This is a genomic window from Methylibium sp. Root1272 (assembly GCF_001425905.1).
In the GTDB taxonomy this organism is placed as follows: domain Bacteria; phylum Pseudomonadota; class Gammaproteobacteria; order Burkholderiales; family Burkholderiaceae_C; genus Methylibium.
In genome coordinates this window covers 320053-345014 of record NZ_LMDY01000013.1, presented here as the reverse complement: position 1 = coordinate 345014, position 24962 = coordinate 320053, and the positions used below count along the sequence as shown (strand labels likewise).

General features: G+C 67.9%; 27 protein-coding genes. 18 read left to right on the top strand and 9 right to left on the bottom strand.

Annotated elements, in window-relative coordinates:
• The first annotated feature begins 88 nt into the window (after window positions 1-88).
• A complete protein-coding gene (locus ASC67_RS10655; RefSeq protein ID WP_056319517.1) occupies window positions 89-310 on the top strand; it encodes a DUF2061 domain-containing protein in 222 nt (73 codons plus the stop codon).
• A gap of 28 nt (window positions 311-338) precedes the next feature.
• Here ASC67_RS10655 and ASC67_RS10650 read toward each other — a convergent pair whose 3' ends face one another.
• A complete protein-coding gene (locus ASC67_RS10650) occupies window positions 339-599 on the bottom strand; it encodes a hypothetical protein (RefSeq protein ID WP_056319510.1) in 261 nt (86 codons plus the stop codon).
• A gap of 111 nt (window positions 600-710) precedes the next feature.
• On the opposite strand from ASC67_RS10650, the gene mnmG reads away from it, so the two are divergent.
• From mnmG to ASC67_RS10590, 12 genes are all read left to right on the top strand, one after another.
• On the top strand, window positions 711-2714 hold the full coding sequence (gene mnmG / locus ASC67_RS10645; RefSeq protein WP_056319506.1) for a tRNA uridine-5-carboxymethylaminomethyl(34) synthesis enzyme MnmG: 2004 nt from the start codon (window positions 711-713) through the stop codon (window positions 2712-2714).
• The gene (rsmG, locus tag ASC67_RS10640; RefSeq protein ID WP_056319501.1) at window positions 2711-3376 is read left to right on the top strand and encodes a 16S rRNA (guanine(527)-N(7))-methyltransferase RsmG; all 666 of its coding nucleotides are present in this window, start codon (window positions 2711-2713) and stop codon (window positions 3374-3376) included. Before mnmG ends, rsmG begins: the two co-directional genes overlap by 4 nt.
• 1 nt (window position 3377) lies before the next feature.
• Entirely contained in the window at window positions 3378-3971 is a 594-nt protein-coding gene (locus ASC67_RS10635) for a lipocalin family protein (RefSeq protein WP_056319497.1), read from the top strand.
• A gap of 94 nt (window positions 3972-4065) precedes the next feature.
• The gene (locus tag ASC67_RS10630; RefSeq protein ID WP_056319491.1) at window positions 4066-4305 is read left to right on the top strand and encodes a type II toxin-antitoxin system Phd/YefM family antitoxin; all 240 of its coding nucleotides are present in this window, start codon (window positions 4066-4068) and stop codon (window positions 4303-4305) included.
• A complete protein-coding gene (locus ASC67_RS10625) occupies window positions 4305-4724 on the top strand; it encodes a type II toxin-antitoxin system VapC family toxin (protein WP_056319486.1) in 420 nt (139 codons plus the stop codon). Before ASC67_RS10630 ends, ASC67_RS10625 begins: the two co-directional genes overlap by 1 nt.
• Before the next feature lie 3 nt (window positions 4725-4727).
• Window positions 4728-5501 carry a ParA family protein gene (locus tag ASC67_RS10620; RefSeq protein ID WP_056319480.1) on the top strand — a complete coding sequence of 258 codons (774 nt, stop codon included), beginning with the start codon at window positions 4728-4730 and terminating at the stop codon, window positions 5499-5501.
• A gap of 12 nt (window positions 5502-5513) precedes the next feature.
• A complete protein-coding gene (locus ASC67_RS10615; RefSeq protein WP_056319475.1) occupies window positions 5514-6059 on the top strand; it encodes an alpha/beta hydrolase in 546 nt (181 codons plus the stop codon).
• Between the two features lie 55 nt (window positions 6060-6114).
• Window positions 6115-7026: a ParB/RepB/Spo0J family partition protein gene (locus tag ASC67_RS10610; RefSeq protein ID WP_056320779.1), complete on the top strand. Its 912-nt coding sequence runs from the start codon at window positions 6115-6117 to the stop codon at window positions 7024-7026.
• A gap of 386 nt (window positions 7027-7412) precedes the next feature.
• Window positions 7413-9335, top strand: a complete 1923-nt coding sequence (locus ASC67_RS10605) for a PrkA family serine protein kinase (protein WP_056319468.1) — start codon at window positions 7413-7415, stop codon at window positions 9333-9335.
• A gap of 71 nt (window positions 9336-9406) precedes the next feature.
• Complete coding sequence (locus ASC67_RS10600; RefSeq protein WP_056319463.1) at window positions 9407-10717, top strand: YeaH/YhbH family protein; 1311 nt, start codon at window positions 9407-9409, stop codon at window positions 10715-10717.
• A gap of 25 nt (window positions 10718-10742) precedes the next feature.
• Complete coding sequence (locus ASC67_RS10595) at window positions 10743-12359, top strand: SpoVR family protein (protein WP_056319458.1); 1617 nt, start codon at window positions 10743-10745, stop codon at window positions 12357-12359.
• A gap of 128 nt (window positions 12360-12487) precedes the next feature.
• Window positions 12488-13531 carry a sensor domain-containing diguanylate cyclase gene (locus ASC67_RS10590; protein ID WP_082535944.1) on the top strand — a complete coding sequence of 348 codons (1044 nt, stop codon included), beginning with the start codon at window positions 12488-12490 and terminating at the stop codon, window positions 13529-13531.
• A 37-nt stretch (window positions 13532-13568) separates the two neighbouring features.
• Here the strand turns inward: ASC67_RS10590 and ASC67_RS10585 are convergent, their stop codons facing one another.
• Complete coding sequence (locus ASC67_RS10585) at window positions 13569-14120, bottom strand: class I SAM-dependent methyltransferase (protein WP_056319447.1); 552 nt, start codon at window positions 14118-14120, stop codon at window positions 13569-13571.
• 70 nt (window positions 14121-14190) lie between these two features.
• Window positions 14191-15606, bottom strand: a complete 1416-nt coding sequence (locus ASC67_RS10580) for an FAD-binding oxidoreductase (RefSeq protein WP_056319442.1) — start codon at window positions 15604-15606, stop codon at window positions 14191-14193.
• A 90-nt stretch (window positions 15607-15696) separates the two neighbouring features.
• Between ASC67_RS10580 and ASC67_RS10575 the strand changes: the two genes are divergently transcribed.
• A complete protein-coding gene (locus ASC67_RS10575) occupies window positions 15697-16275 on the top strand; it encodes a cob(I)yrinic acid a,c-diamide adenosyltransferase (protein WP_056319438.1) in 579 nt (192 codons plus the stop codon).
• A 27-nt stretch (window positions 16276-16302) separates the two neighbouring features.
• Here the strand turns inward: ASC67_RS10575 and ASC67_RS10570 are convergent, their stop codons facing one another.
• The 4 genes from ASC67_RS10570 to tldD form a co-directional block, all read right to left on the bottom strand.
• The gene (locus ASC67_RS10570) at window positions 16303-16623 is read right to left on the bottom strand and encodes a hypothetical protein (RefSeq protein ID WP_056319433.1); all 321 of its coding nucleotides are present in this window, start codon (window positions 16621-16623) and stop codon (window positions 16303-16305) included.
• A 182-nt stretch (window positions 16624-16805) separates the two neighbouring features.
• Window positions 16806-17930, bottom strand: a complete 1125-nt coding sequence (locus ASC67_RS10565) for a 3-deoxy-7-phosphoheptulonate synthase (protein ID WP_056319427.1) — start codon at window positions 17928-17930, stop codon at window positions 16806-16808.
• Window positions 17931-18172: 242 nt separating this feature from the next.
• Entirely contained in the window at window positions 18173-19411 is a 1239-nt protein-coding gene (locus ASC67_RS10560) for a threonine ammonia-lyase (protein WP_082535943.1), read from the bottom strand.
• Window positions 19408-20871, bottom strand: a complete 1464-nt coding sequence (gene tldD, locus ASC67_RS10555; protein WP_056319420.1) for a metalloprotease TldD — start codon at window positions 20869-20871, stop codon at window positions 19408-19410. The genes ASC67_RS10560 and tldD overlap by 4 nt, the downstream gene beginning before the upstream one ends.
• Window positions 20872-21018: 147 nt before the next feature.
• On the opposite strand from tldD, the gene ASC67_RS10550 reads away from it, so the two are divergent.
• On the top strand, window positions 21019-21354 hold the full coding sequence (locus tag ASC67_RS10550) for a hypothetical protein (RefSeq protein ID WP_056319415.1): 336 nt from the start codon (window positions 21019-21021) through the stop codon (window positions 21352-21354).
• An 8-nt stretch (window positions 21355-21362) separates the two neighbouring features.
• On the opposite strand, the gene rsmI is transcribed toward ASC67_RS10550, so the two are convergent.
• Complete coding sequence (gene rsmI, locus ASC67_RS10545; protein ID WP_235566283.1) at window positions 21363-22295, bottom strand: 16S rRNA (cytidine(1402)-2'-O)-methyltransferase; 933 nt, start codon at window positions 22293-22295, stop codon at window positions 21363-21365.
• Between rsmI and ASC67_RS10540 the strand changes: the two genes are divergently transcribed.
• The 3 genes from ASC67_RS10540 to ASC67_RS10530 all read left to right on the top strand — a co-directional run bounded on the left by ASC67_RS10540 (window position 22288) and on the right by ASC67_RS10530 (window position 24017).
• Window positions 22288-22656, top strand: coding sequence for a YraN family protein (locus ASC67_RS10540; RefSeq protein WP_056319406.1), 369 nt, complete (start codon window positions 22288-22290; stop codon window positions 22654-22656). The genes rsmI and ASC67_RS10540 overlap by 8 nt on opposite strands.
• Window positions 22657-22728: 72 nt before the next feature.
• On the top strand, window positions 22729-23325 hold the full coding sequence (locus ASC67_RS10535) for a phosphoheptose isomerase (RefSeq protein WP_036233929.1): 597 nt from the start codon (window positions 22729-22731) through the stop codon (window positions 23323-23325).
• Window positions 23322-24017 carry a BON domain-containing protein gene (locus tag ASC67_RS10530; RefSeq protein ID WP_056319399.1) on the top strand — a complete coding sequence of 232 codons (696 nt, stop codon included), beginning with the start codon at window positions 23322-23324 and terminating at the stop codon, window positions 24015-24017. The genes ASC67_RS10535 and ASC67_RS10530 overlap by 4 nt, the downstream gene beginning before the upstream one ends.
• Window positions 24018-24057: 40 nt before the next feature.
• Here ASC67_RS10530 and ASC67_RS10525 read toward each other — a convergent pair whose 3' ends face one another.
• Window positions 24058-24951: an NAD(P)-dependent oxidoreductase gene (locus ASC67_RS10525; protein ID WP_056319394.1), complete on the bottom strand. Its 894-nt coding sequence runs from the start codon at window positions 24949-24951 to the stop codon at window positions 24058-24060.
• Between the last annotated feature and the right edge of the window lie 11 nt (window positions 24952-24962).

The window sequence follows — 24962 nt, the reverse complement described above, 5'->3', positions numbered from 1 at the left end:
TATCCCGGCGATCGAGCCGGGCGATTGGCAGGCGGCCGACATCGGAGTATCTTTGACTATCGAAAATATTCACCGATAGAGTAAAGATATGGCAAAGACCGCAAGCTTCGGCGTGATGCACCTCGGCATTGCCTTTGGTGTGAGCTATGCCTTGACGGGCAACGTGGCGATTGCCGGCGCCATCACCTTCGTCGAGCCGCTGGTGAACACGGTGGCGCATTACTTCTTCGACAAGGCCTGGGACTCGCCGCGCTGGAAGGCCTGGCGAGCCAGTCGTCGCGCGCATCCCGTGGTGCCGGCTGCAGCCTGACGGAGCGGCGCCTCGGCGTTGGCGCTTCTCAGCGCGTCGCGGCCGTTTCCCTTTCCAGCCATGTCAGCCAGTGCATCGCCTGCTCGCGGCGCGTGCCGCACATCTCGGCCGACGGCTGCAGCGAGCCGCACACCGCCGGGCGCTCGGGCCGGCCGAACAGCCGGCAGCGCAGGTCGGCGTCAAGCTGCGCGCAGGCCACGCCGGCCGGCTTGCCCTGGGGGTGGCCGGGCAGCGGGGTCGAGATCGACGGCGCGATGCAGCAGGCGGCGCAAGCGGGGCGGCAGTCCATCGATGGATTGTCGTCGGCATGAGTGGGCAGGCGTCCCCACGGCGTGACGGGCAGGGGCGGACTGCTTAAAATTGAGGCTTTTCCGGCCGACTCCGGCCCCGAAAGCCCCCGATGCTCTATCCCCAGGAATTCGACGTGATCGTCGTCGGTGGCGGCCATGCCGGAACCGAGGCGGCGCTCGCCGCGGCGCGGATGGGTTGTGCAACGCTGCTGCTCACGCACAACATCGAGACGCTGGGGCAGATGAGCTGCAACCCGTCGATCGGCGGCATCGGCAAGGGTCATCTGGTCAAGGAGATCGACGCGCTCGGCGGCGCGATGGCGCTGGCGACCGACGAGGCCGGCATCCAGTTCCGCATCCTGAACGGCTCCAAGGGCCCGGCGGTGCGCGCTACCCGCGCGCAGGCGGACCGCGTGCTCTACAAGGCGGCGATCCGCCGACGGCTCGAGAACCAGCCGCGGCTGTGGCTGTTCCAGCAGGCGGTCGACGACTTGATGGTCGAGGGTGACCGTGTCGTCGGGGCTGTGACGCAAGTGGGTGTCCGCTTTCGTGGCAAAACCGTCGTGCTGACGGCCGGGACCTTTCTTGACGGGCGCATCCACGTCGGGCTGCAGAACTACCCGGCTGGGCGCGCCGGCGACCCGCCGGCGCAGAGCCTGTCGGCGCGCCTGAAGGAGCTGCGGCTTCCGCAAGGACGGCTGAAGACCGGTACACCGCCGCGCATCGACGGCCGGACCATCGACTTTGCGAAACTGGTGGAGCAGCCCGGCGATGCGGACCCGATGCCGGTGTTCAGCTACATGGGCGATGCGGCGATGCACCCTCGCCAGCTGCCGTGCTGGATCACCCACACCAGCGAGCGCACCCACGAGATCATCCGCAGCGGCTTCGACCGCAGCCCGATGTTCACTGGCGTGATCGAGGGGGTGGGGCCGCGCTACTGCCCCAGCATCGAGGACAAGGTGAACCGCTTCGCCGACAAGACCTCGCACCAGATCTTCCTGGAGCCCGAGGGGCTGACGACGCACGAGTTCTACCCGAACGGCATCTCGACCTCGCTGCCGTTCGACATCCAGCTCGCAGCGCTGCGATCGATGTCCGGGCTGGAACAAGCGCACATCCTGAGGCCCGGGTATGCGATCGAGTACGACTACTTCGATCCGCGCGGGCTGACGTCGAGCTTCGAGACCAAGGCGATCGGGGGCCTGTTCTTCGCCGGTCAGATCAATGGCACGACCGGCTACGAGGAGGCGGCGGCACAGGGGCTGTTCGCCGGCGTGAACGCCGCACGGCAGGCGCGTGACCGTGAAGCCTGGCTGCCACGGCGCGACCAAGCTTACCTGGGTGTGCTGGTGGACGACCTGATCACGAAGGGCGTGACGGAGCCCTACCGCATGTTCACCAGCCGGGCGGAGTTTCGACTGCAGCTGCGGGAAGACAACGCCGACCTGCGATTGACCGATGCCGGGCGCGAGCTGGGGCTGATCGACGATGGGCGATGGGCGGCATTCAATCGGAAGCGCGATGCTGTTTCACGTGAAACAGAGCGCCTCAAGTCGACCTGGGTGAACGCGGCGCTCCTGCCGGCTGCAGATGCGGAGCGTCTGGTGGGCAAGGCGCTGGAACACGAGTACGCCCTGGTTGACCTGCTGCGCCGGCCGGGCGTCGATTTCGACGCGGTTGCAGAGGTGGCTCAGATCGCCCAGGCGAAGCGCGCCGAAGGGCGTCAGGACGCGGATGTATCTGTCGTGGCTTGGTCGCGGGCCGCACTGCGGGCCGAATGGGGCGATGCGCTGGCAGATGCCGTGATCCAGCAGCTGGAGATTGCGACCAAGTACGCCGGCTACATCGACAAGCAGAACGAACAGGTCGAACGGGCTGCGCAGTATGAGGATCTCAAGCTGCCCGACTCGCTGGACTACCGACAGGTCTCGGCGCTGAGCCACGAAGTTCGCCAGAAGCTCCAGACGCTGCGTCCCGAGACGCTGGGGCAGGCCGCACGCGTCTCGGGCGTAACGCCGGCGGCGATCTCCCTGCTGCTGATCCATCTGAAGAAGGGTCGCCATCGCAGCTTCGGCGCCGCCGCTGCCGAGCCGGACAGCGCGGCCGCATGACGCCAGACCGGTTCGATGAAGCGGCGCTGGCGCACGGTCTGGGGCAGGGCGCGCAAGCGCTCGGACTCGATCTGAGTGCGACGCAGCAGCAGCAGTTGCTGCAGCACTTGGCGCTGATCGTGCGCTGGAACCGGGTCTACAACCTCACCGCGGTGCGTGAGCCCGTGCAGATGCTGACCCAGCACGTGCTCGACAGCCTGACCGTTGTCAGACCTTTGCGCAGACACACACAGCAGGCGGCGACCACGTTGCTCGATGTCGGCAGCGGCGCAGGGCTGCCGGGCGTGGCGATCGCCGTGGCGTGCCCGGAGATCCGTGTCAGTTGTATCGATACGGTGGCGAAGAAGGCGAGCTTCATCCGGCAAGTGGGCGCCGAACTGGGCCTGGATCACTTCAGCGCGCTGCATGCGCGAGTGGAGTCGTTGACGGCCGGGAACTTCGACGTGATCACCTCGCGGGCCTTTGCGTCGTTGGCCGACTTCGCCGCGCTCACGGACACCGCGCTAGCACCGGGCGGCGTATGGATGGCGATGAAGGGGCAGATTCCACAAGAGGAAATAGCGGCTTTGCCGTCGACGATCGAGATGTTTCACGTGGAACCATTGCGGGTGCCCGGACTGGATGCCGAGCGCTGCATCGTCTGGATGCGGCGAAGGGGCTGAAATGCACGTTCATCGCCGGCTCGGCATTCTGATTCTTGGTTTGACCCTGAACAGTACGTACGCGGGGGGCGGCGCGCCGCAGCAATCGTTGCCGGCGCTCCAGTCGCTGCCGAGCTTGGACGTGTCGGCCTACATGGGTACCTGGTACCAGGTTGCCTGGTATCCGAACCGCTTTCAGCGACAGTGTGTCAGCGACACCCGCGCCACCTACCGCCTGCTGGAACAGGGAGAGGTCGAGGTGGCGAACCAGTGTCGGAATGCCGAGGGGCGCATCGAATCGATCCGCGGGGTCGCGCAAGCAGTGGGCAGCGTTGTCGAAGGGCAGTTGATCCCGGCGCAACTGCGGGTGAGCTTTCTGCCGGCGCTGATCCGGTGGTTGCCTGTCGGCTGGGGTGATTACTGGGTGCTGGCGCTGGGCCCCGAAGGGCGCTACGCGCTGGTGAGCGAACCGACACGCGAGTACCTCTGGGTGCTGTCCCGGACGCCATCGCTCTCAGACGACGACGACCGGGTGGTGCGTGCCACCCTGCAAACTCAGGGATTCGATCTGGCGCGGCTCGAACGGCATCGCCAGACGGCGCCGGCTGCACCCTGATACTGCATGCGAGCGTCGCGGTCGACCGCGCTTGACGCTTCCGTCGGCAGCCTCGAAAATAAAACCAGTCTAAAAACTGGTTTAAATTCTAGAAATGCTATCCACCACGGTCGGCGCATTCGAGGCGAAGACTCACTTGTCGGCACTGCTAGAGCGTGTCGAACGCGGCGAGGAGATCGTGATCACCCGCCACGGCCACCCGGTGGCAAGGCTGGTGCCGATCGCTCGCTCCGCCGCCGACGCGCAGGCGGCCGTGGAGCGCCTGCTGCAGATTGGCCAGGATCAGGCGCTCGGCCTGGACTGGCGGGCCTCGCGCGGAGAAGGGCAGCGCTGATGGCAGCCGTGGTGCTCGATGCATCGGCCGCGTTGTCGTGGCTGTCGTCCGATGAACAGACCCCGGCCTCGCGCGAGCTCGCGCACGAGGTGGCGCGCCATGGCGCGGTGGTGCCGGAAATCTGGCATGCCGAGGTGACGCAGCTCCTGCTGCTCGCCGAGCGGCGTGGCCGCACCACGATGGGGCGAGTCGCCGAGATCGTCGCGCTGCTGGACGAGTTGCCGATCGAAACCGAAGCTGGCGTGCCCCAGCGCATGCGGCACGAGGTACTGGAATTGGCGCGAGACCGTGGCCTCAGCACCTGTGATGCGCTCTACCTCGACCTTGCCCAGCGTCGCGGCCTGCCGCTTGCGACGCTGGACCCCGCCCTCAGCCGCGCAGCCCGCGCGGTGGGCGTTCCTGTCGCACTCGGCGACTGAGCCATGGCCAAGATCTTCTGCATCGCGAATCAAAAGGGCGGCGTCGGCAAGACGACGACCACCGTCAACCTGGCCGCCGGCTTGGCGCTGATCGGCCAGCGTACGCTGGTGGTCGACCTCGACCCCCAAGGCAATGCCACCATGGGCTCGGGCATCGACAAGCGCGCGCTGGAGCTGTCGGTCTATGACGTGCTGCTCGAATCGGCGTCGATCGCCGAGGCGCGCCGCCGTTCCGAAAAAGGCGGTTACGACGTCCTTGGCTCCAACCGCGAGCTGGCGGGCGCCGAGGTCGAGCTGGTCGCGCTCGAGCGCCGCGACCAGCGCCTCAAGACCGCGCTCGCTGCGGTCGATGGCGAATATGACTTCGTGCTGATCGACTGCCCGCCGTCGCTGAGCCTGCTCACGCTCAACGGACTGTGTTCGGCGCACGGCGTGGTGGTGCCGATGCAATGCGAGTACTTCGCGCTCGAAGGCCTGTCCGACCTGGTGAACACCATCAAGCAGGTGCATGCCAACCTCAACCCGGCGCTGCAGATCATCGGCCTGCTGCGCGTGATGTTCGATCCACGCATCACCCTGCAGCAGCAGGTGAGCGAGCAGCTCAAGGCGCACTTCGGCGACAAGGTGTTCGACACCGTGATCCCGCGCAACGTGCGCCTCGCCGAAGCGCCGAGCTACGGCCTGCCGGGCGTGGTGTTCGACGGCCAGTCGAAGGGCGCCCTGGCCTTCGTGCAGTTCGCCAACGAGATGGTGAAGCGCCTCGCCGGCATGCGCTGAGCAGCGACGAACATGAACGGCTCTCCGTCCCCCGTGCTGGTGCTGCCCGGTTGGCAGAACTCCGACGCCGCCCATTGGCAGACGCGGTGGGAGCAGCGCCATGGCTACCGTCGCGTCGAACAGGACGACTGGCACTGGCCGCGCCGCGGCGACTGGATGGCGCGTCTCGAGGAGGTGCTGCTGGCGGCCCCGCAGCCGTGCTGGCTGGTGGCTCACAGCCTCGGCTGCCAACTGGTCGCTGCCTGGGCCGCGCACACGCGGCACGCCGATCGCGTGCGTGGCGCGCTGCTCGTCGGCCCGCCCGACACCGAGCGCGAGGACATGCCGCCGCAACTGCACTCCTGGCGACCGGTGGTGCGCCAGCGCCTGCCGTTTCCGGCGACGGTGGTGATCAGTACCGACGATCCCTATTGCGCTGCGCAGCGCGCCGGCGCGATGGCGCAGGACTGGGGCGCGACCCTGGTCGTGGCCGGGTCGCTCGGTCACCTCAACAGCGAATCGGGCCTGGGCGACTGGGACGTGGGTCATCAGCTGCTGATCGCACTGCGCACGGCCTGAGCGTCGTGGCGCGTTCGATGCACCGGTGGCGGTCGGCTCGGTGAGAATGACCGTCATGGTCACCAAGAAACCCAAAGGCCTCGGCCTCGGCCTCGAAGCCCTGCTCGGGCCCAAGGCACAGGACACACCGGCGCAGGCGGCCGGCAACGGCCTGCCCACGACACTGAAGCTGAGCCAGCTGCAGACCGGTAAATACCAGCCGCGCACGCGCATGGACGAGGGCTCGCTCTATGAGCTGGCCGAAAGCATCCGGAGCCAAGGCGTGATGCAGCCGATCCTCGTTCGCCCGGTCGGCGACGCCGCGCTCGGCCGCTACGAGATCATCGCCGGCGAACGCCGCAGCCGGGCCGCCAAGCTGGCCGGTCTGAGCGAGGTGCCGGTGCTCGTGAAGGACGTGTCCGACGAATCGGCCGCGGTCATGGCGCTGATCGAGAACATGCAGCGCGAGGACCTGAACCCGCTCGAGGAGGCGCAGGGCCTGCGGCGCCTGACCGAAGAATTCGGCCTGACGCACGAGCAGGCGGCGCAGGCGGTCGGCCGCTCGCGCAGCGCCGCGAGCAACCTGTTGCGGTTACTGAACCTGGCCGAGCCGGTGCAGCAGATGCTGATGGCCGGCGACCTCGACATGGGGCATGCACGGGCTCTGCTGGTGCTCGAGCGGGCGCAGCAGGTCACCGCAGCCCACGAGATCGCCGCGAAGAAGCTGACGGTGCGCGATGCCGAGAAGCTGGTGGCCCGCGCCACGGCCGGTGGCCGGCAGACGCAGCTGTTGCGCGGCCAGCAGGCCAAGTCGCGCGATATCGTGCGTCTGGAGGAAGAGCTGGCCGACCTTCTGACGGCGGCGGTCGAGATCCGCGTCAAGAAGCGCAGCAAGCGCGGCGAGCAGGGCGAGGTGGCCATCGCCTTCGGCTCGCTCGACGAGTTGTCGGGACTGCTCGACAAGTTGCGCGGTCCGGCTGCCGGCTGAGGGCTGCCGCTGGCGTGTGCTTGCGGGCGTCTTGCGCCCGCGCCGCGCACGGTGAACCGTTGCGTGCACTCGGGCGTTGAACGGGCGTGCGCCATCACCTTCGTCCGGGGGAACCACTCACCTGCTGCAGGGCTCCCACGCCATGACTGGCGGATTGCGGCGGAAAGGGGCATGCTATTTGCACAGTCGGTGGCAGGGCTCGATTCCTGCAATTGACCCGAAAAGTGCCTTGTATTGTTGTCGTCGCACGGGGCAAGGATGCATGATCGTCGAGACCGCTTGATCGATAACCGCAGGCAGCGCTGCACAGTGGCCAGCCGAGATCTCTCCGGTAACAGGCCGACCACGTGGCGACGCCGCCTCCCGAATCTGGAACGGAGGACGTGATGGATGTGATCAGCAGCTTTGCGGCGCGCTACGAGCGCAGCCGCGAGGAAGAGTTCACGCTCGAGGAGTACCTCGACATCTGCCGGCGCGAGCCGGTGGCCTATGCCACGGCGGCCGAGCGCATGCTCAAGGCCATCGGCGAGCCCGAACTCGTGGACACGCGCAACGATCCACGCATGTCGCGCCTGTTCGCGAACAAGGTGATCAAGCGCTACCCGGCGTTCGCCGAGTTCTACGGCATGGAAGACTCGATCGAGCAGGTCGTCTCTTACTTCCGCCACGCGGCACAGGGGCTCGAGGAGAAGAAGCAGATCCTCTATCTGCTGGGACCGGTGGGCGGCGGCAAGAGCTCGATCGCCGAGCGGCTCAAGCACCTGATGCAGGAAGTGCCGTTCTACGCCATCAAGGGCTCGCCGGTGAACGAGTCGCCGCTCGGCCTGTTCGACATGGACGAGGACGGCCCCATCCTGGAGAAGGAATACGGCATCCCGCGGCGCTACCTGAACCGCGTCCTGTCGCCCTGGGCCGTGAAGCGGCTCGACGAGTACGGTGGCGACATCCGCCAGTTCCGGGTCGTGAAGCGCTATCCGTCGATCCTGAAGCAGGTCGGCGTGGCCAAGACCGAGCCGGGCGACGAGAACAACCAGGACATCAGCTCGCTGGTCGGCAAGGTCGACATCCGCAAGCTCGAGACCTACGCCCAGGACGATCCGGACGCCTACAGCTACTCCGGCGGCCTGTGCCTGGCCAACCAGGGCCTGCTCGAGTTCGTCGAGATGTTCAAGGCGCCGATCAAGGTGCTGCACCCGCTGCTCACGGCGACCCAGGAAGGCAACTACAAGGGCACCGAGGGCTTCGGCGCGATCCCCTTCGACGGCATCATCCTCGCGCACAGCAACGAGAGCGAGTGGAAGACTTTCCGCAACAACAAGAACAACGAGGCCTTCCTCGACCGCATCTACATCGTCAAGGTGCCGTACTGCCTGCGCATCGGCGAGGAGGTGAAGATCTACGACAAGCTGATCCGCGGCTCCTCGCTCAGCGATGCGAAGTGCGCGCCCGGCACGCTGAAGATGATGGCGCAGTTCGCGGTGCTGTCGCGGCTGAAGGAGCCGGAGAACTCCTCGCTGTTCAGCAAGGCGCTGGTCTATGACGGCGAGAGCCTCAAGGACACCGATCCCAAGGCCAAGAGCTACCAGGAGTACCGCGACTACGCCGGCGTCGATGAGGGCATGAGCGGTATCTCGACGCGCTTCGCCTTCAAGATCCTGTCCAAGGTGTTCAACTTCGATTCGTCGGAAGTCGCCGCGAACCCGGTGCACCTGATGTACGTGCTGGAGCAGCAGATCGAGCGCGAGCAGTTCCCCACCGAGACCGAGCAGAAGTACCTCGGTTTCATCAAGGAGTTCCTGGCGGCGCGCTATGCCGAGTTCATCGGCAAGGAGATTCAGACGGCTTACCTGGAGAGCTACTCCGAGTATGGTCAGAACATCTTCGACCGCTACGTCACCTACGCCGACTACTGGATCCAGGACCAGGAGTACCGCGATACCGACACCGGCGAGGTGTTCGACCGGGGCTCGTTGAACGCCGAACTCGAGAAGATCGAGAAGCCGGCCGGCATCGCCAACCCGAAGGACTTCCGCAACGAGATCGTCAACTTCGTGCTGCGCGCCCGCGCCAACAACGCCGGCAACAACCCGCTGTGGACGAGCTACGAGAAGCTGCGCACGGTGATCGAGAAGAAGATGTTCTCGAACACCGAGGAGCTGCTGCCGGTGATCAGCTTCAACGCCAAGGCCAGCGCCGACGAGGCGAAGAAGCACGAGGACTTCGTGAACCGGATGGTGCAGAAGGGCTACACGCCCAAGCAGGTGCGCCTGCTGTGCGAGTGGTACCTGCGCGTGAGAAAGAGTTCCTGACGATGGTTGCGAAACGCGAGCGGCGTCGTTGCCCCAGGCGCTGACCGCGACCGCCACTTCGAGGACAACGCATGGCGCTTCAGCAGATCATCGATCGCAGGCTCGCGGGCAAGAACAAGTCGATCGGCAACCGAGAGCGTTTCCTGCGCCGCCACAAGACGCAGATCCGCGAGGCCGTGCGCAAGGCGGTCAGTGGCCGCGGCATCCGCGACATCGAACAGGGCGAGGACATCACCCTGCCCAAGCGCGACGTGTCCGAGCCGCTGTTCGGCCATGGCACCGGCGGCAAGCGCGAGATGGTGCACCCGGGCAACAAGGAGTACGTGCGCGGCGACCGCATCAAGCGGCCCGAGGGTGGCGGCGGGCAGGGTGGCGGGTCGCAGGCCAGCGACTCGGGTGAGGGTGAGGACGATTTCGTCTTCCACCTGAGCAAGGAAGAGTTCATGCAGGTCTTCTTCGATGACCTGGCACTGCCCAACCTCGTGAAGACCCAGCTGGCCGAAACGCCGGAGTACAAGAACCAGCGTGCCGGCTTCACCAGCGATGGCACGCAGAGCAATCTGCACGTGGTGCGTTCGATGCGCGGCGCGATCGGCCGGCGCATCGCGCTCGGTGCCGATGCGCGGCGCGAGCTGCGGCACCTGGAGGCCCAGCTCGCGAGCCTGAAGCAGCGCGCGCGTCTCGACACCGGCGGCGTCGACCTCGATCCGGGCCACGCTCTGCGGCAGCGCGAGATCAAGGACCTGGAGAGTCGTATCGAGCTGCTGCGCCAGAAGGTCGCACGCATCCCCTTCCTCGACCCGATCGACCTGCGTTTTCGCAGCCGCGTCAAGGTGCCGGTCCCCACCACCAAGGCGGTGATGTTCTGCCTGATGGACGTGTCCGGCTCGATGGACGAGTCACGCAAGGACCTGTCGAAGCGCTTCTTCATCCTGCTGTATCTGTTCCTGACGCGCCACTACGAGAAGATCGACGTGGTCTTCATCCGCCATCACACGCAGGCGCAGGAGGTCGACGAGGAAGGCTTCTTCCACTCGACCGAAACCGGCGGCACGGTGGTCTCGAGCGCCCTGGTGCTGATGGAGGAGATCGTCCGGGCGCGCTACCCGACCAGCGAGTGGAACATCTACGGCGCCCAGGCCAGTGACGGGGACAACTGGCATCACGACAGCGGCCGCTGCCGCGAGATCGTGTCCACGCAGTTGCTGCCGCTGTGTCGCTACTTCGCTTACGTGCAGGTGGCCGAACCCGAGCAGAACCTCTGGGAAGAGTACGCTCAGGTGGCCCAGACGCAGCCGCACTTCGCGATGCGCAAGGTGCTCGAGCCCTCGCAGATCTATCCTGTCTTTCGCGAGCTGTTCAAGAAGGAAGGCGCGACATGAACGGTCGGCAGTGCAAGGAGTCGTCATGACACGCAAGCGAGAGGCGGCGTCGGTCGCGACGCCCGACCTGTTCACCGAGTCCGACGTGCCTGCGGCGGCGCGCGTCCGCGCCGCGAGCGAGATCGTCGCGCGTCCGCGGGCCAAGGCGCATCTGCCGAACTCGAGCGACTGGACCTTCGAGCTGATCGACCAATACCACGACGTGATCCGCGAGACGGCCAGGGGCTACGGCCTGGACACCTATCCCAACCAGCTCGAGATCATCACGGCCGAGCAGATGATGGATGCCTACGCGTCGGTGGGCATGCCGGTGAACTACCGGCACTGGAGCTACGGCAAGGAATTCATCGCCACCGAGAAGAACTACCGCCGCGGCCACATGGGCCTGGCCTACGAGATCGTCATCAATTCCAACCCCTGCATCAGCTACCTGATGGAGGAGAACTCGCTGGCGATGCAGGCGCTGGTGATCGCGCACGCCGCCTACGGGCACAACAGTTTCTTCAAGGGCAACTACCTGTTCCGCATGTGGACCGACGCGTCGTCGATCATCGACTACCTGGTCTACGCCAAGAACTACATCGCCGAGTGCGAGGAGCGGCGCGGGCTCGACGCGGTGGAGGATCTGCTCGACAGCTGCCATGCCTTGATGAACCACGGCGTGGACCGCTACCGCCGTCCGACCAAGCTGTCGCTGGCGCAGGAACAGACGCGCCGTGCCGAGCGCGAGGCCTATGCGCAGCAGCAGGTCAACGACATGTGGCGCACGCTGCCGCGGCGCGCCGAACCGGCCGCCGAGGAAGCCAATGCACAACGCTACCCGGCCGAGCCGCAGGAGAACCTGCTGTATTTCATCGAGAAGAACGCGCCGCTGCTCGAGCCCTGGCAGCGCGAGGTGGTGCGCATCGTGCGCAAGGTGGCGCAGTATTTCTATCCGCAGCGTCAGACCCAGGTGATGAACGAAGGGTGGGCCACTTTCTGGCACCACCGTCTGCTCAACACGATGTACGACAACGGCCACCTGGCCGACGGCATGATGGTCGAGTGGCTGAAGTCACACACCAACGTGATCTACCAGCCACCGGTCGGCCACCCGGCCTACAGCGGCATCAACCCCTATGCGCTCGGTTTCGCGATGTACACCGATCTCAAGCGCATCTGCGAATCGCCCGACGACGAAGACCGGCAATGGTTCCCGGAGATCGCCGGCGCCGACTGGCTGGTCACGCTCGATCATGCGATGCGCAACTTCAAGGACGAGAGCTTCATCGGCCAGTACCTCTCGCCACGGCTGATGCGCGAGCTGCGACTGTTCGCGGTGCTCGACGACGAGAAGGAATCCGAACTCGAGATTTCCGCGATCCACGACGAATCCGGCTATCGACGTCTGCGTGAGGCGCTGTCGCACCAGTACGACCTCGGCCAGCGCGAGCCCAACATCCAGGTCTGGAACGTCAACCTGCGCGGCGACCGCTCGCTGGTGCTGCGTCACACCCAGCACAACGATCGTCCGCTGAACGAGCAGACGACCGAGGTGCTCAAGCACGTCGCCCGGCTCTGGGGCTTCGACGTGCACCTCGAGAGCGCAGACGGTGCCGGCGAGATCACCAGAAAGTGGACGGTGCCGGCGCCGCCGAACTGAACGGCGCGGCACACATTCACGCAGCAGGCCGCGTTGGGGCGGTCCGGGTAGACGCCGCGCATCGGCCGGCGTCGCGTGAAGGCAGCGTTGCCGCCGTGGCGGTGGCGCGAGCGTGCGAGGAGAGTCTCATGGCCCAGGTGTCCTCTGGAACGGCGGTCGCGGGCGCGTGGTCGGGTGCCGCGATGTCGCCGACTGAAGCGGAGTCGCAGCGCCTCGCGGCACTCTATCGCTACGGGGTCCTCGAGACCGGCGCGGAGCCGGCCTTCGATGCGATCACGGAGCTCGCGGCCTGCATCTGCGGCACGCAGGCGTCGCTGATCTCGCTGGTCGATCGGGACCGCCTCTGGTTCAAGGCGCAGACCGGCTTCGAGGGCGACAGTGCACCACGCACCCACGCACCTTGCGCGCAGGCCATCGAACAGGCTGACGACAGACTCCTGCTGGCCGACCCGGCCGGCGATCCTCGCTTTGCCGCCCACCCGGCGCTCGGTGCCGCCGGCGGATGGCACACCTATGCCGGTGCGCCGCTCGTCACGCCGCAGGGCTGGGCTGTCGGCACGCTGTGCGTGCTGGACCGGACCGCGCGCAGCCTGTCGTCGCGCCAGCAGCATGCGCTGCGCCTGCTGGCCGAACAGGCGGTGGCCCAGCTCGAGCTGCGTCGTGCCAGCGCCTTGCTGGATCTGCAAGGCAATACCGACGAGGTGACCGGGCTGTGGAACCGCACGGCCTTCGAGCGCCGGCTCGCACAGGAATGGGCGCGCTGGGGCCGACATGGCGGTGACCTCGCATTGCTGGCCGTCGATCTGGATCACTTCAAGCACTTCAACGATCTCCACGGTCACCCGGTCGGCGACGAGGCGCTGCGGCAGGCGGCGCGGGGCCTCGAAGGCAGTCTGCGCGGCCACGACGTGCTCGCGCATTGCGGGGCCGGCGAGTTCAGCGTGCTGCTGCCATCGACCGATCCGGGCGGTGCGATGGCGGCGGCCGAGCGCATGCGCAGCGCATTGGCGGCGGTGCCCTGGGCGGTCGAGCCGTTGACGGCGAGCATCGGCGTCGCGGTGGCGGTGCACGCGGCCGACATCGAGCCGATCGCGTTGACGCGGCGCGCCCATCGCGGCCTCACGCACGCCAAGGCGCAGGGTCGCGACTGCGTGGAGCTGTGCCTGACGTGACCTTCGCCGGCGGTGCGGTCGATCGGCCCGTCGCGCTTCAGGCGCCGCCGCCCAGCACCCAGACGCCCGCCGGCGGCAGGTTGCCCCACACCACGTCGCGCAGCGACCAGCGCAGCGGGCTGTGAGCCGGCAGCTCGAAAGGAGCGCGCGGCTGGTAGGTGTACTGGACCATGCGGCGCGCCGGGTGGGCCTCGATGAACTGGAGCAGCGCCTCCAGTGTGGTCGTGCGCAGCGGCTCGGGCAGGCTGCGGAACGGCAGCGACGAGACCAGCATCGTGTCGACGGGTGCGTGCGAGTGCCGCGCCAGCACCTCGTGCGCGGGAGCGCAGGCCACCTCGATATCGGGGAAGCGTCGCTGCAGGCCACTGGCGAGATCGGACTGCAGCTCGACGGCCAGCAGCGGGGTTCCCGGTGCGGCGTGCCGCAGCGCCGAAGTCACGGCGCCGGTGCCCGCGCCGAGCTCGATCAGGGCGCCGGCATCGCCGATCTGCGACGCCATGGCCCGTGCCAGCCGTCGCGAGGACGGTGCGACCGCCCCCACGAGCCCGGGGCGCGTGAGGGCCAGCGCGATGAAGGCCGAGGTGTTCATGCCTCGGCGCGCCTTGGCAGCATCGGCGCAGGGATGCAGCTTCGCAAGCCGGTGTTGCCGTCGGCGCGTCTCACCACGTGAAGATCTTCCCGGGGTTCATGATGTTGCCGGGGTCCAGCGCGTGCTTGATCTGCCGCATCAGCGCCACGCCACCGGCGCCGGCCTCATCGAGCAGGAAACCCATCTTGTGCAGGCCGATGCCGTGTTCGCCTGTGCAGGTGCCCTCGAGCCGCAGCGCTCGCGCCACCAGCAACTGGTTCAGGCGCTCCGCCTCGGCGCGCTCGCCCGGCGCCGTCGGATCGATCAGGTAGCCGACGTGGAAGTTGCCGTCGCCGACGTGACCGACGATGAAATAGGGGATGCCGCTCTCGTCGGCCTCGGCAACCGTCTCGTTGATGCATTCGGCCAGGCGCGAGATCGGCACGCAGGTATCGGTCGTCACGGCACGGCAGCCGGGCCGGGTCTGCAGCGCCGAGAAGTAGGCATGGTGGCGGGCGGTCCACAGGCGCGTGCGCTCTTCCGGCGTGGTGGCCCACTGGAAGTCCTCGCCGCCGAGGTCGGTCGTGAGGGCCTGCACCGTCTCCGCCTGCTCCTGCACGCCCGCAGGGCTGCCGTGGAACTCCATCAGCAGCATCGGCGCCTCGCGCAGCCCCAGGTGGTCGTGTGCGTTGACGGCGCGCACCGCGTGCACGTCGAGCAACTCGCAGCGCGCGATCGGCACGCCCATCTGGATGACCTGGATGGTGCTGCGCACCGCGGCGTCGATGCTCGGGAAATGGCAGACCGCCGCGCTGACGGCTTCCGGCAACGGATAGAGCTTCAGCGTGATCTCGGTGATCACGCCGAGCGTTCCCTCGCTGCCGACGAACAGGCGCGTCAGGTCGTAGCCGGCCGACGACTTGCGGGCCCGCGAGCCGGTGTGGATCAGCTCGCCGCTCGCCGTGACCACGGTGAGGCCGAGCACGTTTTCCCGCATCGTGCCGTAGCGCACCGCGTTCGTGCCGCTGGCGCGCGTGGCGCACATGCCACCGAGCGTGGCGTCGGCGCCGGGGTCGATCGGGAAGAACAGCCCGTCGTGGCGCAGCGCTTCGTTGAGCTGCTTGCGGGTCACGCCGGCCTGCACGGTGACGGTCAGGTCTTCCGCGTTCACACGCAGCACACGGTTCATGCGCGACAGGTCGACGCTGACACCGCCCTGCACCGCCAGCAGGTGGCCTTCCAGCGAGGAGCCGACGCCGAACGGGATCACCGGCACGCCATGCGACTGCGCCAGCTCCACCAGGGCCACCACGTCCTCGTTGCTCGTCGCGAACACGACGGCATCGGGTGCCGGCACGTCGAACGGCGATTCGTCGCGACCGTGTTGCTCTCGGATGGCCTGCGCCGTGGAAAAGCGCTCGCCGAAGTGCGCCTTCAGCGCGGCGAGCATCGCCGCCGGCATGGGCCGCCGTGCGATTCGGGGCATAAGGTCGATCGGGGCGTTCATCGTGTCTCCTCGCGGCGGCTCGGTGCCGTGAACCATTCTAGGAACAAGGAGGCCAGGCTGCTGCGGGCCGGAGTCCGCTAGCATCGCGAGATGGGCAACCGACTGACACAGATCGCAACACGCACCGGCGACGATGGAACCACCGGGCTCGGCGACGGCACCCGCGTGGCCAAGGACCACCTGCGCGTGCAGGCCATGGGCGACGTCGACGAACTCAATTCGCTGCTCGGCCTGTTGCTGTGCGAGCCCTTGCCCGACGCGCTGCGCGGGCTGCTGGTGGCGGTGCAGCACGAACTGTTCAATCTGGGCGGTGAGTTGTCGATTCCCGGCTACACATTGTTGAAGGACGAGGCGGTGGCGGCGCTGGACGACGCATTGGCCGAGCACAACGCCGCCCTGCCACGGCTGAAGGAGTTCATCCTGCCGGCCGGCACACGCAGCGCCTCGATCGCCCATCTCGGCCGCACCGTGGCGCGCCGGGCGGAGCGAGCCGTGGTGGCGCTTGCCAACGCCGAGCCGGGCGCAGTGCGCTCGGCGCCCCGCCAGTACCTGAATCGGCTGAGCGATCTGCTGTTCGTGCTGGCCCGCGTGCTCAATCGGGCCAACCTCGACGGCCTGGGCGGCGACGACGTTTACTGGCGCAGCCCGAAGCTCGAAGCCTCGGACTGACGCCGCCCGCTCAACCGGCTCGCGCCCTCACTGCGGGGCCTTGCTGCCGGCCATGAACTCCTCGGCGCTGAGGAAGCCGTCCCGGTCGGTATCGAGCGACTTGAAGCGCTGGGCGATCGCGGGTAGCTTCGCTGCCTCGGCGGAACTCAGCTTGTTGTCGGTGTCGACGTCAGCGCGCTTGAAAGCCTGCTGGGCCGTCACATCGCTCGACTTGTCGGTCGGTGCCGTCTGCGCCTGAGCCAGGTTGGCGAAGCCCACGGTGCCGGCGAGCGCCAGACCGATCACCGTGATCTCGATGATTTGGCGCGCCTGGGTCTGGATGGAGGGGGTGAAGCGAGAGCGATTCATGGAGGTCTCCTTTGCAGGAAGTTCTGAGAATCTCCATTCAAGCGCCAACCGAGTTCTCCGGCCAGCACTCTTGCGGCAGCTTGCCTCCGTTACCTGACGGCGGCAGTGCTTACTCTCGTTTGCATGCGCTCACTTTGTTGCTGTGGCTCGTGTGATGTAACCCAGTTGTCTCGCGGAGTTGTTCAGCCCCGTCCGCGTCGGGCCGCCACCGCCGCGCTGAGCACGCCCAGCACCTCCAGCGAATCGTCCCAACCGATGCAGGCGTCGGTGATGCTCTGGCCGTAGGCGAGTTTCGCCGGGTCGTCCTTGCCGGCGCTGAACTTCTGGGCGCCGGCGTTCAGGTGGCTCTCGACCATCACGCCGAAGACCTGGCGGCTGCCGCCGGCCAGTTGGTCGGCGATGTCGCGCGCCACGTCGATCTGCTTCTGGTGCTGCTTGCTGCTGTTGGCGTGCGAGCAGTCGACCATCAGCGAGGCCGGCAGACCGGCCTTGCCGAGTTCGGCGCAGGCCGCCCCGACACTGCTGGCGTCGTAGTTCGGCGCCTTGCCGCCGCGCAGGATGACGTGGCAGTCGGCGTTGCCGCGGGTCTCGACGATCGCGACCTGGCCGTTCTTGTGCACCGACAGGAAGTGGTGTGGCCGGCTGGCCGACTGGATCGCATCGGTGGCGATCTTGATGTTGCCGTCGGTGCCGTTCTTGAAGCCGATCGGCGCGCTGATGCCCGAGGCGAGCTCGCGGTGGACCTGGCTTTCGGTGGTGCGCGCACCGATGGCGCCCCAGGAAATCAGGTCGCCGATGTACTGCGGCGAGATCACGTCGAGGAACTCGCTGCCGGCGGGCAGCCCCAGGCGGCCGATCTCCAGCAGCAACTGGCGCGCGATGCGCAGGCCTTCGTCGATGCGGAAGCTCTCGTCGAGGTAGGGGTCGTTGATCAGGCCCTTCCAGCCGACCGTGGTGCGCGGCTTCTCGAAGTACACGCGCATCACGATCTCCAGCGTGTCGGCGTACTTGTCGCGCTGGGCCTTCAGCTTGCGTGCGTAGTCCACCGCCGCCACCGGGTCGTGGATCGAGCACGGGCCCATGATGACCAACAGGCGATCGTCGCTGCCGCGCATGATCTCGCGGATGCGGCGGCGGGTGCTGGACACCAGTTCCTCGACGGGCGTGCCACGCACCGGGAAGAAGCGGATCAGGTGCTCGGGCGGCGGCAGCGGCATCACGTCCTCGATCCGTTCGTCATCGGTCTGGCTGGTCTTGTCGGCGGGCGCGGCCCAACCCTCGGGAACGTTGGCGGACAGGGCATTCATCGATGTTTCTCCTGGGCGGTCTGACGGGGGGCGCGCGGCCGAAAAAAAACCGCCGGGTTGGGCCCGGCGGTTTGAGATTCGGCTTGCGCTGCTTTTACGCTGATGCGCGGGCCTCTCCTCCGCCGGGGCGGTGCGAGAACCAAAAGTACGCAAAAAAGTAGGCGTTGAAGCGCATAGGGGCGAAATGTAGCACGACGCCGAGGGTCGGCCGCAAGCGACGCCCAACGGCCGTCTGGCCTGGATCAGTAGGCCTTGGCCTCGAAACCCTGTGCCACCAGGGCCGCGATCACCGCGCCGATGTGGGCGTGATTGCGCGTCTGCAGCACCAGCTCCACCTCGGCGTTCTGCGCCGACAGCGTGGTGAATGCCCGCTGGTGATGCACTTCCTCGATGTTCGCGCCGGCCTCGGCCACGGTGGCGGTGATGCGTGCCAGCGCGCCGGGTGCGTCGCGCGCGTCGACTCGGATGCGTGCCAGCCGCCCGGCCCGCACCATGCCGCGCTCGATGATCGCCGACAGCAGCAGCGGATCGATGTTGCCGCCGCACAGCACCAGGCCCACGCGGCGCCCGGCGTAGCGCCCGGGCTCCTTCAGCAGCGCGGCCAGGCCCGCGGCGCCGGCCCCTTCGACCAGCGTCTTCTCGATCTCCAGCAGCATCACCAGGGCATGCTCGATGTCCGCCTCGTCGACCAGCACCATGTCGTCGACGAAGTCGCGAACGATTGCCCTCGTGATCCGGCCGGGCTCGCCGACGGCAATGCCCTCGGCGATCGTGCTGGTGCCTTGTGGATGGGTGCTGCCCTTGACGAGGTTCACCATCGCCGGAAAGCGCGCCGTCTGCACCCCGACGATCTCCAGCCCGGGTTTCAAGGCCCGGGCGACGGTCGCGATCCCGGAGATCAGCCCACCGCCGCCGACGGCGATGACCAGAGTGTCGAGCGTTGGTTGCGCGCGCAGCATCTCCAGGCCGATCGTGCCCTGGCCGGCGATCACCAGCGGGTCGTCGAACGGGTGGACGAAACTCAGCCCCTGCGCCTCGGCCACCTCCAGCGCGTGCGCGCGAGCCTCGTCGAAGCTCTCGCCGTGCAGCAGCACCTCGGCGCCGAAGCCGCGTGTGCGCTCGACCTTCACCGTGGGCGTGTGCCGAGGCATCACGATGACCGCACGCAGGCCCAGGCGCTGCGCGTGGTGCGCGACGCCCTGCGCGTGGTTGCCGGCCGACGCGGCGATCACGCCCTTCAGCGCGGCGGTGCCGTCGTCGCGCGCGGCGACCAGCGCCAGCAGCTTGTTCAGTGCGCCGCGCTCCTTGAAGGAGGCGGTGAACTGCAGGTTCTCGAACTTCAGGAAGACCTGGGCGCCGGTGATCTCGGACAGCGTCTTCGACTCGACGCACGGTGTGTCTAGCACCTGTCCGGCAAGCCGCCGCGCGGCGGCCTCGACGTCCGCCAGGGTCACCGTCGCCGGCGACTCGGCTGAGGTCAAGCAGTGCCCCCGACGGTGAGCCCGTCGATGCGCAGCGTCGGCTGGCCGACGCCGACCGGCACGCTCTGGCCTTCCTTGCCGCAGGTGCCCACGCCGGTATCGAGCTGCAGGTCGTTGCCGATCATCTTCACGCGCGTCAGTGCGTCCGGGCCGTTGCCGATGATGGTCGCACCCTTGACCGGGTACTGGATCCGGCCGTTCTCGACCCAGAAGGCCTCGCTGGCCGAGAACACGAACTTGCCGCTCGTGATGTCGACCTGGCCGCCGCCGAAGTTGGTGGCGTACAGGCCCTTCTTCATGCTGGCGACGATCTCGTCCCTGCTCTTGTCGCCACCCAACATGTAGGTGTTGGTCATGCGTGGCATCGGCACGTGCGCGTAGCTCTCGCGCCGGCCGTTGCCGGTCGGCTTGACCTTCATCAGCCGCGCGTTCATCGAATCCTGGATGTAGCCCTTCAGGATGCCGTCCTCGATCAGCACGTTGCGCTGGCTGGGGTTGCCCTCGTCGTCGACGTTCAGCGAACCGCGCCGATCGGGCAGCGTGCCGTCGTCGAGCACGGTCACTCCCTTGGCCGCAACGCGCTTGCCGATCTTGCCGCTGAAGGCGCTGGAGCCCTTGCGGTTGAAGTCGCCCTCGAGTCCGTGGCCGATGGCCTCGTGCAGCAGGATGCCGGGCCAGCCCGGGCCCAGCACCACGGTCATCTCGCCAGCCGGTGCGGGGCGACTCTCGAGGTTCGTCAACGCGGCATTGACGGCCTGGTCCACGTAGCCGGCGATCACGTCATCGCGGAAATAGCCGAGCCCGAAGCGCCCGCCCCCGCCGCCCGAGCCCATCTCGCGGCGGCCGTTCTGTTCGGCGATCACGGTGAGGCTCAGACGCACCAGCGGGCGCACGTCGGCCGCGACGGTGCCATCGGCGCGCGCCACCAGCACCACGTCGTACTCGCCGGCCAGGCCGGCCATCACCTGCACCACGCGCGGGTCGCGCGCGCGTGCCAGTTTTTCCACCCGCTCCAGCAAGGCCACCTTCTGGGTGCTGTCGAGCGTGGCGATCGGGTCCATCGGCGCGTACAGCACGCGACTGCCCGCGATCTTCGGCGCGCCGCCGACCTTGACCGAGCGGCTCGTCCCCGAGGCCGCGATGGTGCGCACGGTGCGCGCCGCGTCCAGCAGCGCGGCTTCCGAGATGTCGTCGCTGTAGGCGAAGGCGGTCTTCTCGCCGGCCACGGCGCGCACGCCGACGCCCTGGTCGATGCCGAAGCTGCCGCTCTTGACGATGCCCTCCTCGAGACTCCAGCCCTCGCTGCGCGTGTACTGAAAGTAGAGGTCGGCATCGTCGATGCGGTGCTCGCCGATCACGCGCAGCGCGTTGGCGAGCTTGGCTTCGTCGAGGCCGAAGGGTTCGAGCAACACCTGGCGGGCGACCGCCAGGCGTTCGAGGGTGGGTTCGCGCGAGATCATGGTGATTCGATTCTAGGCAGCAGGAGATGACGCCCGCTTCACCAAACTTTACCGATTCGTTCGGCGGATGGGTGCACGGCCTTGCAGCCTCGGCGTTGGGAGGGAGTGGGCATCTTCCCACCTTTGTCCGAGCGAGGAGCAATTGTGATGAAAGCCATTCCCGTCCTGTTGAGTGCCGTCCTGCTGGCTGCCGTCGGCGCCAGCTTTGCGCAAGGCGTGACCGCCACGCCGCGCATCGACCAGCGCGAGCAGCGCCCGGAGCAGCGCATCCAGCAGGGCGTGGGTTCCGGCGCGCTGACGCCCCGGGAGACGGTCCGGCTCGAAAAGGAACAGGCCCACATCGACAAGGCGGAAACCCGGGCGAAGGCCGACGGCGACGTGAGACCCGGCGAACGCAAGCGCCTGACGAAGCTGCAGAACCGAGCGAGCCGCGATATCCGGCACCAGAAGCACGATCGCCAGGCCGTCCCGCCCAAGGGCTAAAGCCGGGATCAAGCCGCGTCGTCTTCGGTCGGCGCTCCGGACTTCAGCTGCAACGCCCGCTCGTAGAGGGCATTGCGGGGCGCGCCTGTGGCCTCTGCCGTCAGTGCCACGGCCTGCTTCAGCGGCAGTGCCGCGACCAGGGTGCGCAACAGTCGCTCGGCGCCGGCGTTCATCGGGCCGTCCTCGCCGGCCGTGGCCGGCAGGGCGTGCAGCACCAGCACGAACTCGCCGCGGATGCGGTGCGGGTCGGCCGCCAGCCAGTTCGGCAAGGCCGCGGCGTCCAGGGTCTCGACGTGCTCGAACTGCTTGGTCAACTCGCGACACAGGCTCAGCGAGCGTGCCGGCATCGCTTCGGCCAGGGCGCCGGCCAGCGCGGTGATGCGGTGAGGTGCCTCGAACAGCACGGTCGTCTCCGAGCGGGTGGCCAGTTCGCGCAACTGGGCCGCGCGCTCGACGGCCTTGCTGGACAGGAAGCCGACGAAGCGGAAGCCCTGGCCCTGTGTGTCGCCGGCCGCGCTGAGCGCAGTGGTGACGCTGCTGGGCCCCGGCAGCGGCAGCACACGGTGGCCGGCAGCGCGCACCGCGGCCACCAGCCGTGCGCCGGGGTCGCTGACGGCCGGCGTGCCGGCATCGCTGGCGTAGGCGACGCGCTCGCCGCGCGCCAGCCGCTCGATCACCGCGCCGGCGGCCTGGGTCTCGTTGTGCTCGTGCAGCGCGATCAGCGGCTTGTCGAGCCCCAGGTGACGCAACAGCGGCGCGGTGACGCGCGTGTCTTCGCAGGCCACCGCGTCGACCAGTCCGAGCGCATGGATCGCACGCAGCGTCAGGTCGGCGAGGTTGCCGATGGGCGTGGCCACGACATAGAGCGTGGCTTTGGGATACTGCTGCGCACCGGCCGCGCTGGCGGCAGCTTGCTGGATCAACGGGGCGTCGATGGTCACGACCAAGGCGGTGGGGGATGGAGGCGAGGACCGGGCGCTGGCTCACCTGCTGCGCGCCGGACTCAGGCTGGTGGAGCGCAATTATCGAGTCGCCGGCGGCCCGCGCGTGCGAGGCGGCGAGATCGACCTCGTGCTGAGGGATCGCGACGGCACGCTGGTGTTCGTCGAGGTGCGTACACGAGCCGCCCGTTCGCACGGCGGTGCCGCGGCCACCGTGTCCGCCGTGAAGCAGCAACGGCTCGTGCGCGCCGCGCGCCACTACCTGATGCGCTTTGCCTCGCCGCCGCCCTGCCGCTTCGACGTGGTGGCGATCGAAGGGGAGCACATCGAGTGGCTGCACGCGGCTTTCGACGCTTCCTGACGCCCTCGACCGAACTGCACGAGGCGGCTCGCGGAACCCGGGCCCGCGAAAGCGTGTCATATCATCATGGGCATGCTTGAACAACGAATCCAGCGGCACTTCTTCGACAGTGCCGACCTGAAGAATCAGGCGGCCGAGGTGTTGAGCAAGCCGATTGCCGATGCGGTTCAGGCCGTGCTCGGTTGCATCACCGCCGGCGGCAAGGTGCTGGCCTGCGGCAACGGGGGCTCCGCCAGCGACGCGCAGCATTTCGCGGCCGAGTTCGTCGGCCGTTTCGAGCGCGAGCGCCCCGGCCTGGCCGCGATCGCGCTGAACACCGACACCTCCATCATCACCGCGCTCGGCAACGACTACGATTTCTCCGCGATCTACGCCAAGCAGGTGCAGGCGCTGGGCAATCCCGGTGACGTGCTGCTGGCCATCACGACCAGCGGTAACTCGGCCAACGTGGTGGCTGCGGTGGACGCGGCCCACGACAAGGACATGACCGTCATCGCCCTCACCGGGCGGGGCGGCGGCAAGCTCGGCGCTCGCCTGACCGAGACCGACGTACACATCTGCGTGCCGCACGAGCGCACGGCGCGCATTCAGGAAGTGCACATCCTCGCGATCCACTGTCTGTGCGACGCGGTCGACGTGCAACTGCTCGGTGAACAGGACCTTACATGACCTCACGAACCTCTCTTTTGCCTGACAAGGCGGCGACCGGATCGCCCCGCACGGTCCGGCGCGTTGCGCTGGCGGTCCTGGCCTGCGCCTCGCTGTCGGGCGCCTTGAGCGGCTGTGCGCTGCTGATCGGCGGTGCGGCCGTCGGCAGCGCGCTGGTCTACAGCGACCGCCGCACGTCGGGGGCGCAACTCGAAGACCAGGGCATCGAACTGAAGGGTGCGGCGCGCGTCAAGGAAGCCATCGGCGAGCGGGGTCGGGTCAGCCTGACCAGCTTCAACCGCACGGTGCTGCTGACCGGCGAGGTGCCGACCGAGGCCGACAAGGCGGCGGTCGAGGCCGCGGTCTCGAAGCTCGAGAACGTCCGCTCCCTGCTGAACGAACTGGCCGTGGGCCCGGCGACCTCGTTGGTCGACCGCTCGAACGATGCGCTGATCACGAGCAAGGTGAAGGCGAGCTACGTCGATGCGCGCGACATCTTCGCCAATGCCTACAAGGTGGTCACCGACCGCGGCATCGTCTACCTGATGGGTCGCGTCACCGAGCGCGAGGCCGACCGCGGCGTGGCGATCGCCCGGGGCGTGTCCGGGGTCGTGAAAGTCGTCAAGGCCTTCGAGATCATCTCGGAGGCCGAACTCGCGCAGACGGTGCCGAAGAACTCGTCGGCGCCGGCGGCCTCGTCCCCCGCCCCCTGAGATCGCGGAGCGGCCGCTGCGCGGCCGCTCTCCCCGTCGACTATTTCAGGCGCTGGATCAGGCTCGAGGTGTCGCGCCGGCCACCGTCATCGGCCTGCACGTCCGCATAGAACTGGTCGACCAGCGCCGTCACCGGCAGGCGGGCGCCGTTGCGCTTCGCCTCGTCCAGGCACAGCCCGAGGTCCTTGCGCATCCAGTCGACCGCGAAACCGAAGTCGAACTTGCCGTCCACCATCGTCGGGCCGCGATTGTCCATCTGCCAACTCTGCGCCGCGCCCTTGCCGATCACGCCGAGCACGGCCTTCATGTCCAGCCCGGCTTTCTGACCGAAGGCGATCGCCTCGCTGAGGCCCTGCACCAGGCCGGCGATCGCGATCTGGTTCACCATCTTCGCCAGCTGGCCGGCGCCGGCATCGCCGAGCAGCGTGACCGCCTTCGAGAAGGCCATCGCCACCGGTTGGATCTTCGCGAAGGCGGCCGCATCGCCGCCGCACATCACCGTGAGCGCGCCATTGATCGCGCCGAGGTTGCCACCCGAGACCGGGGCGTCGACAAAGCCCAGGCCGCGCGCGCGCGCCGCTGCGGCCAGCTCGCGCGCGATGTCGGCCGACGCGGTGGTGTGGTCCACGAACACGGCGCCGGGCTTCATGGCCTGGAAAGCGCCGTCGGGGCCGGTCGTCACCGAACGGAGGTCGGCGTCGTTGCCGACGCAGGCGAACACGATGTCGGCATCCTGCGCCGCGGCGCTGGGCGTCGGCGCCGAGCGGCCGCCGTATTCGCTCACCCAGGCCTGTGCCTTGGCCGCGGTGCGGTTGTAGACGCACACGCTGTGGCCGGCGCGCGCCAGGTGGCCTGCCATGGGATGCCCCATCACACCCAGGCCGAGGAAGGCCACGCGCTGCGAGGGAACCGGATCGTAGGTCTTGCTGGTCATCGAGCGTCTCC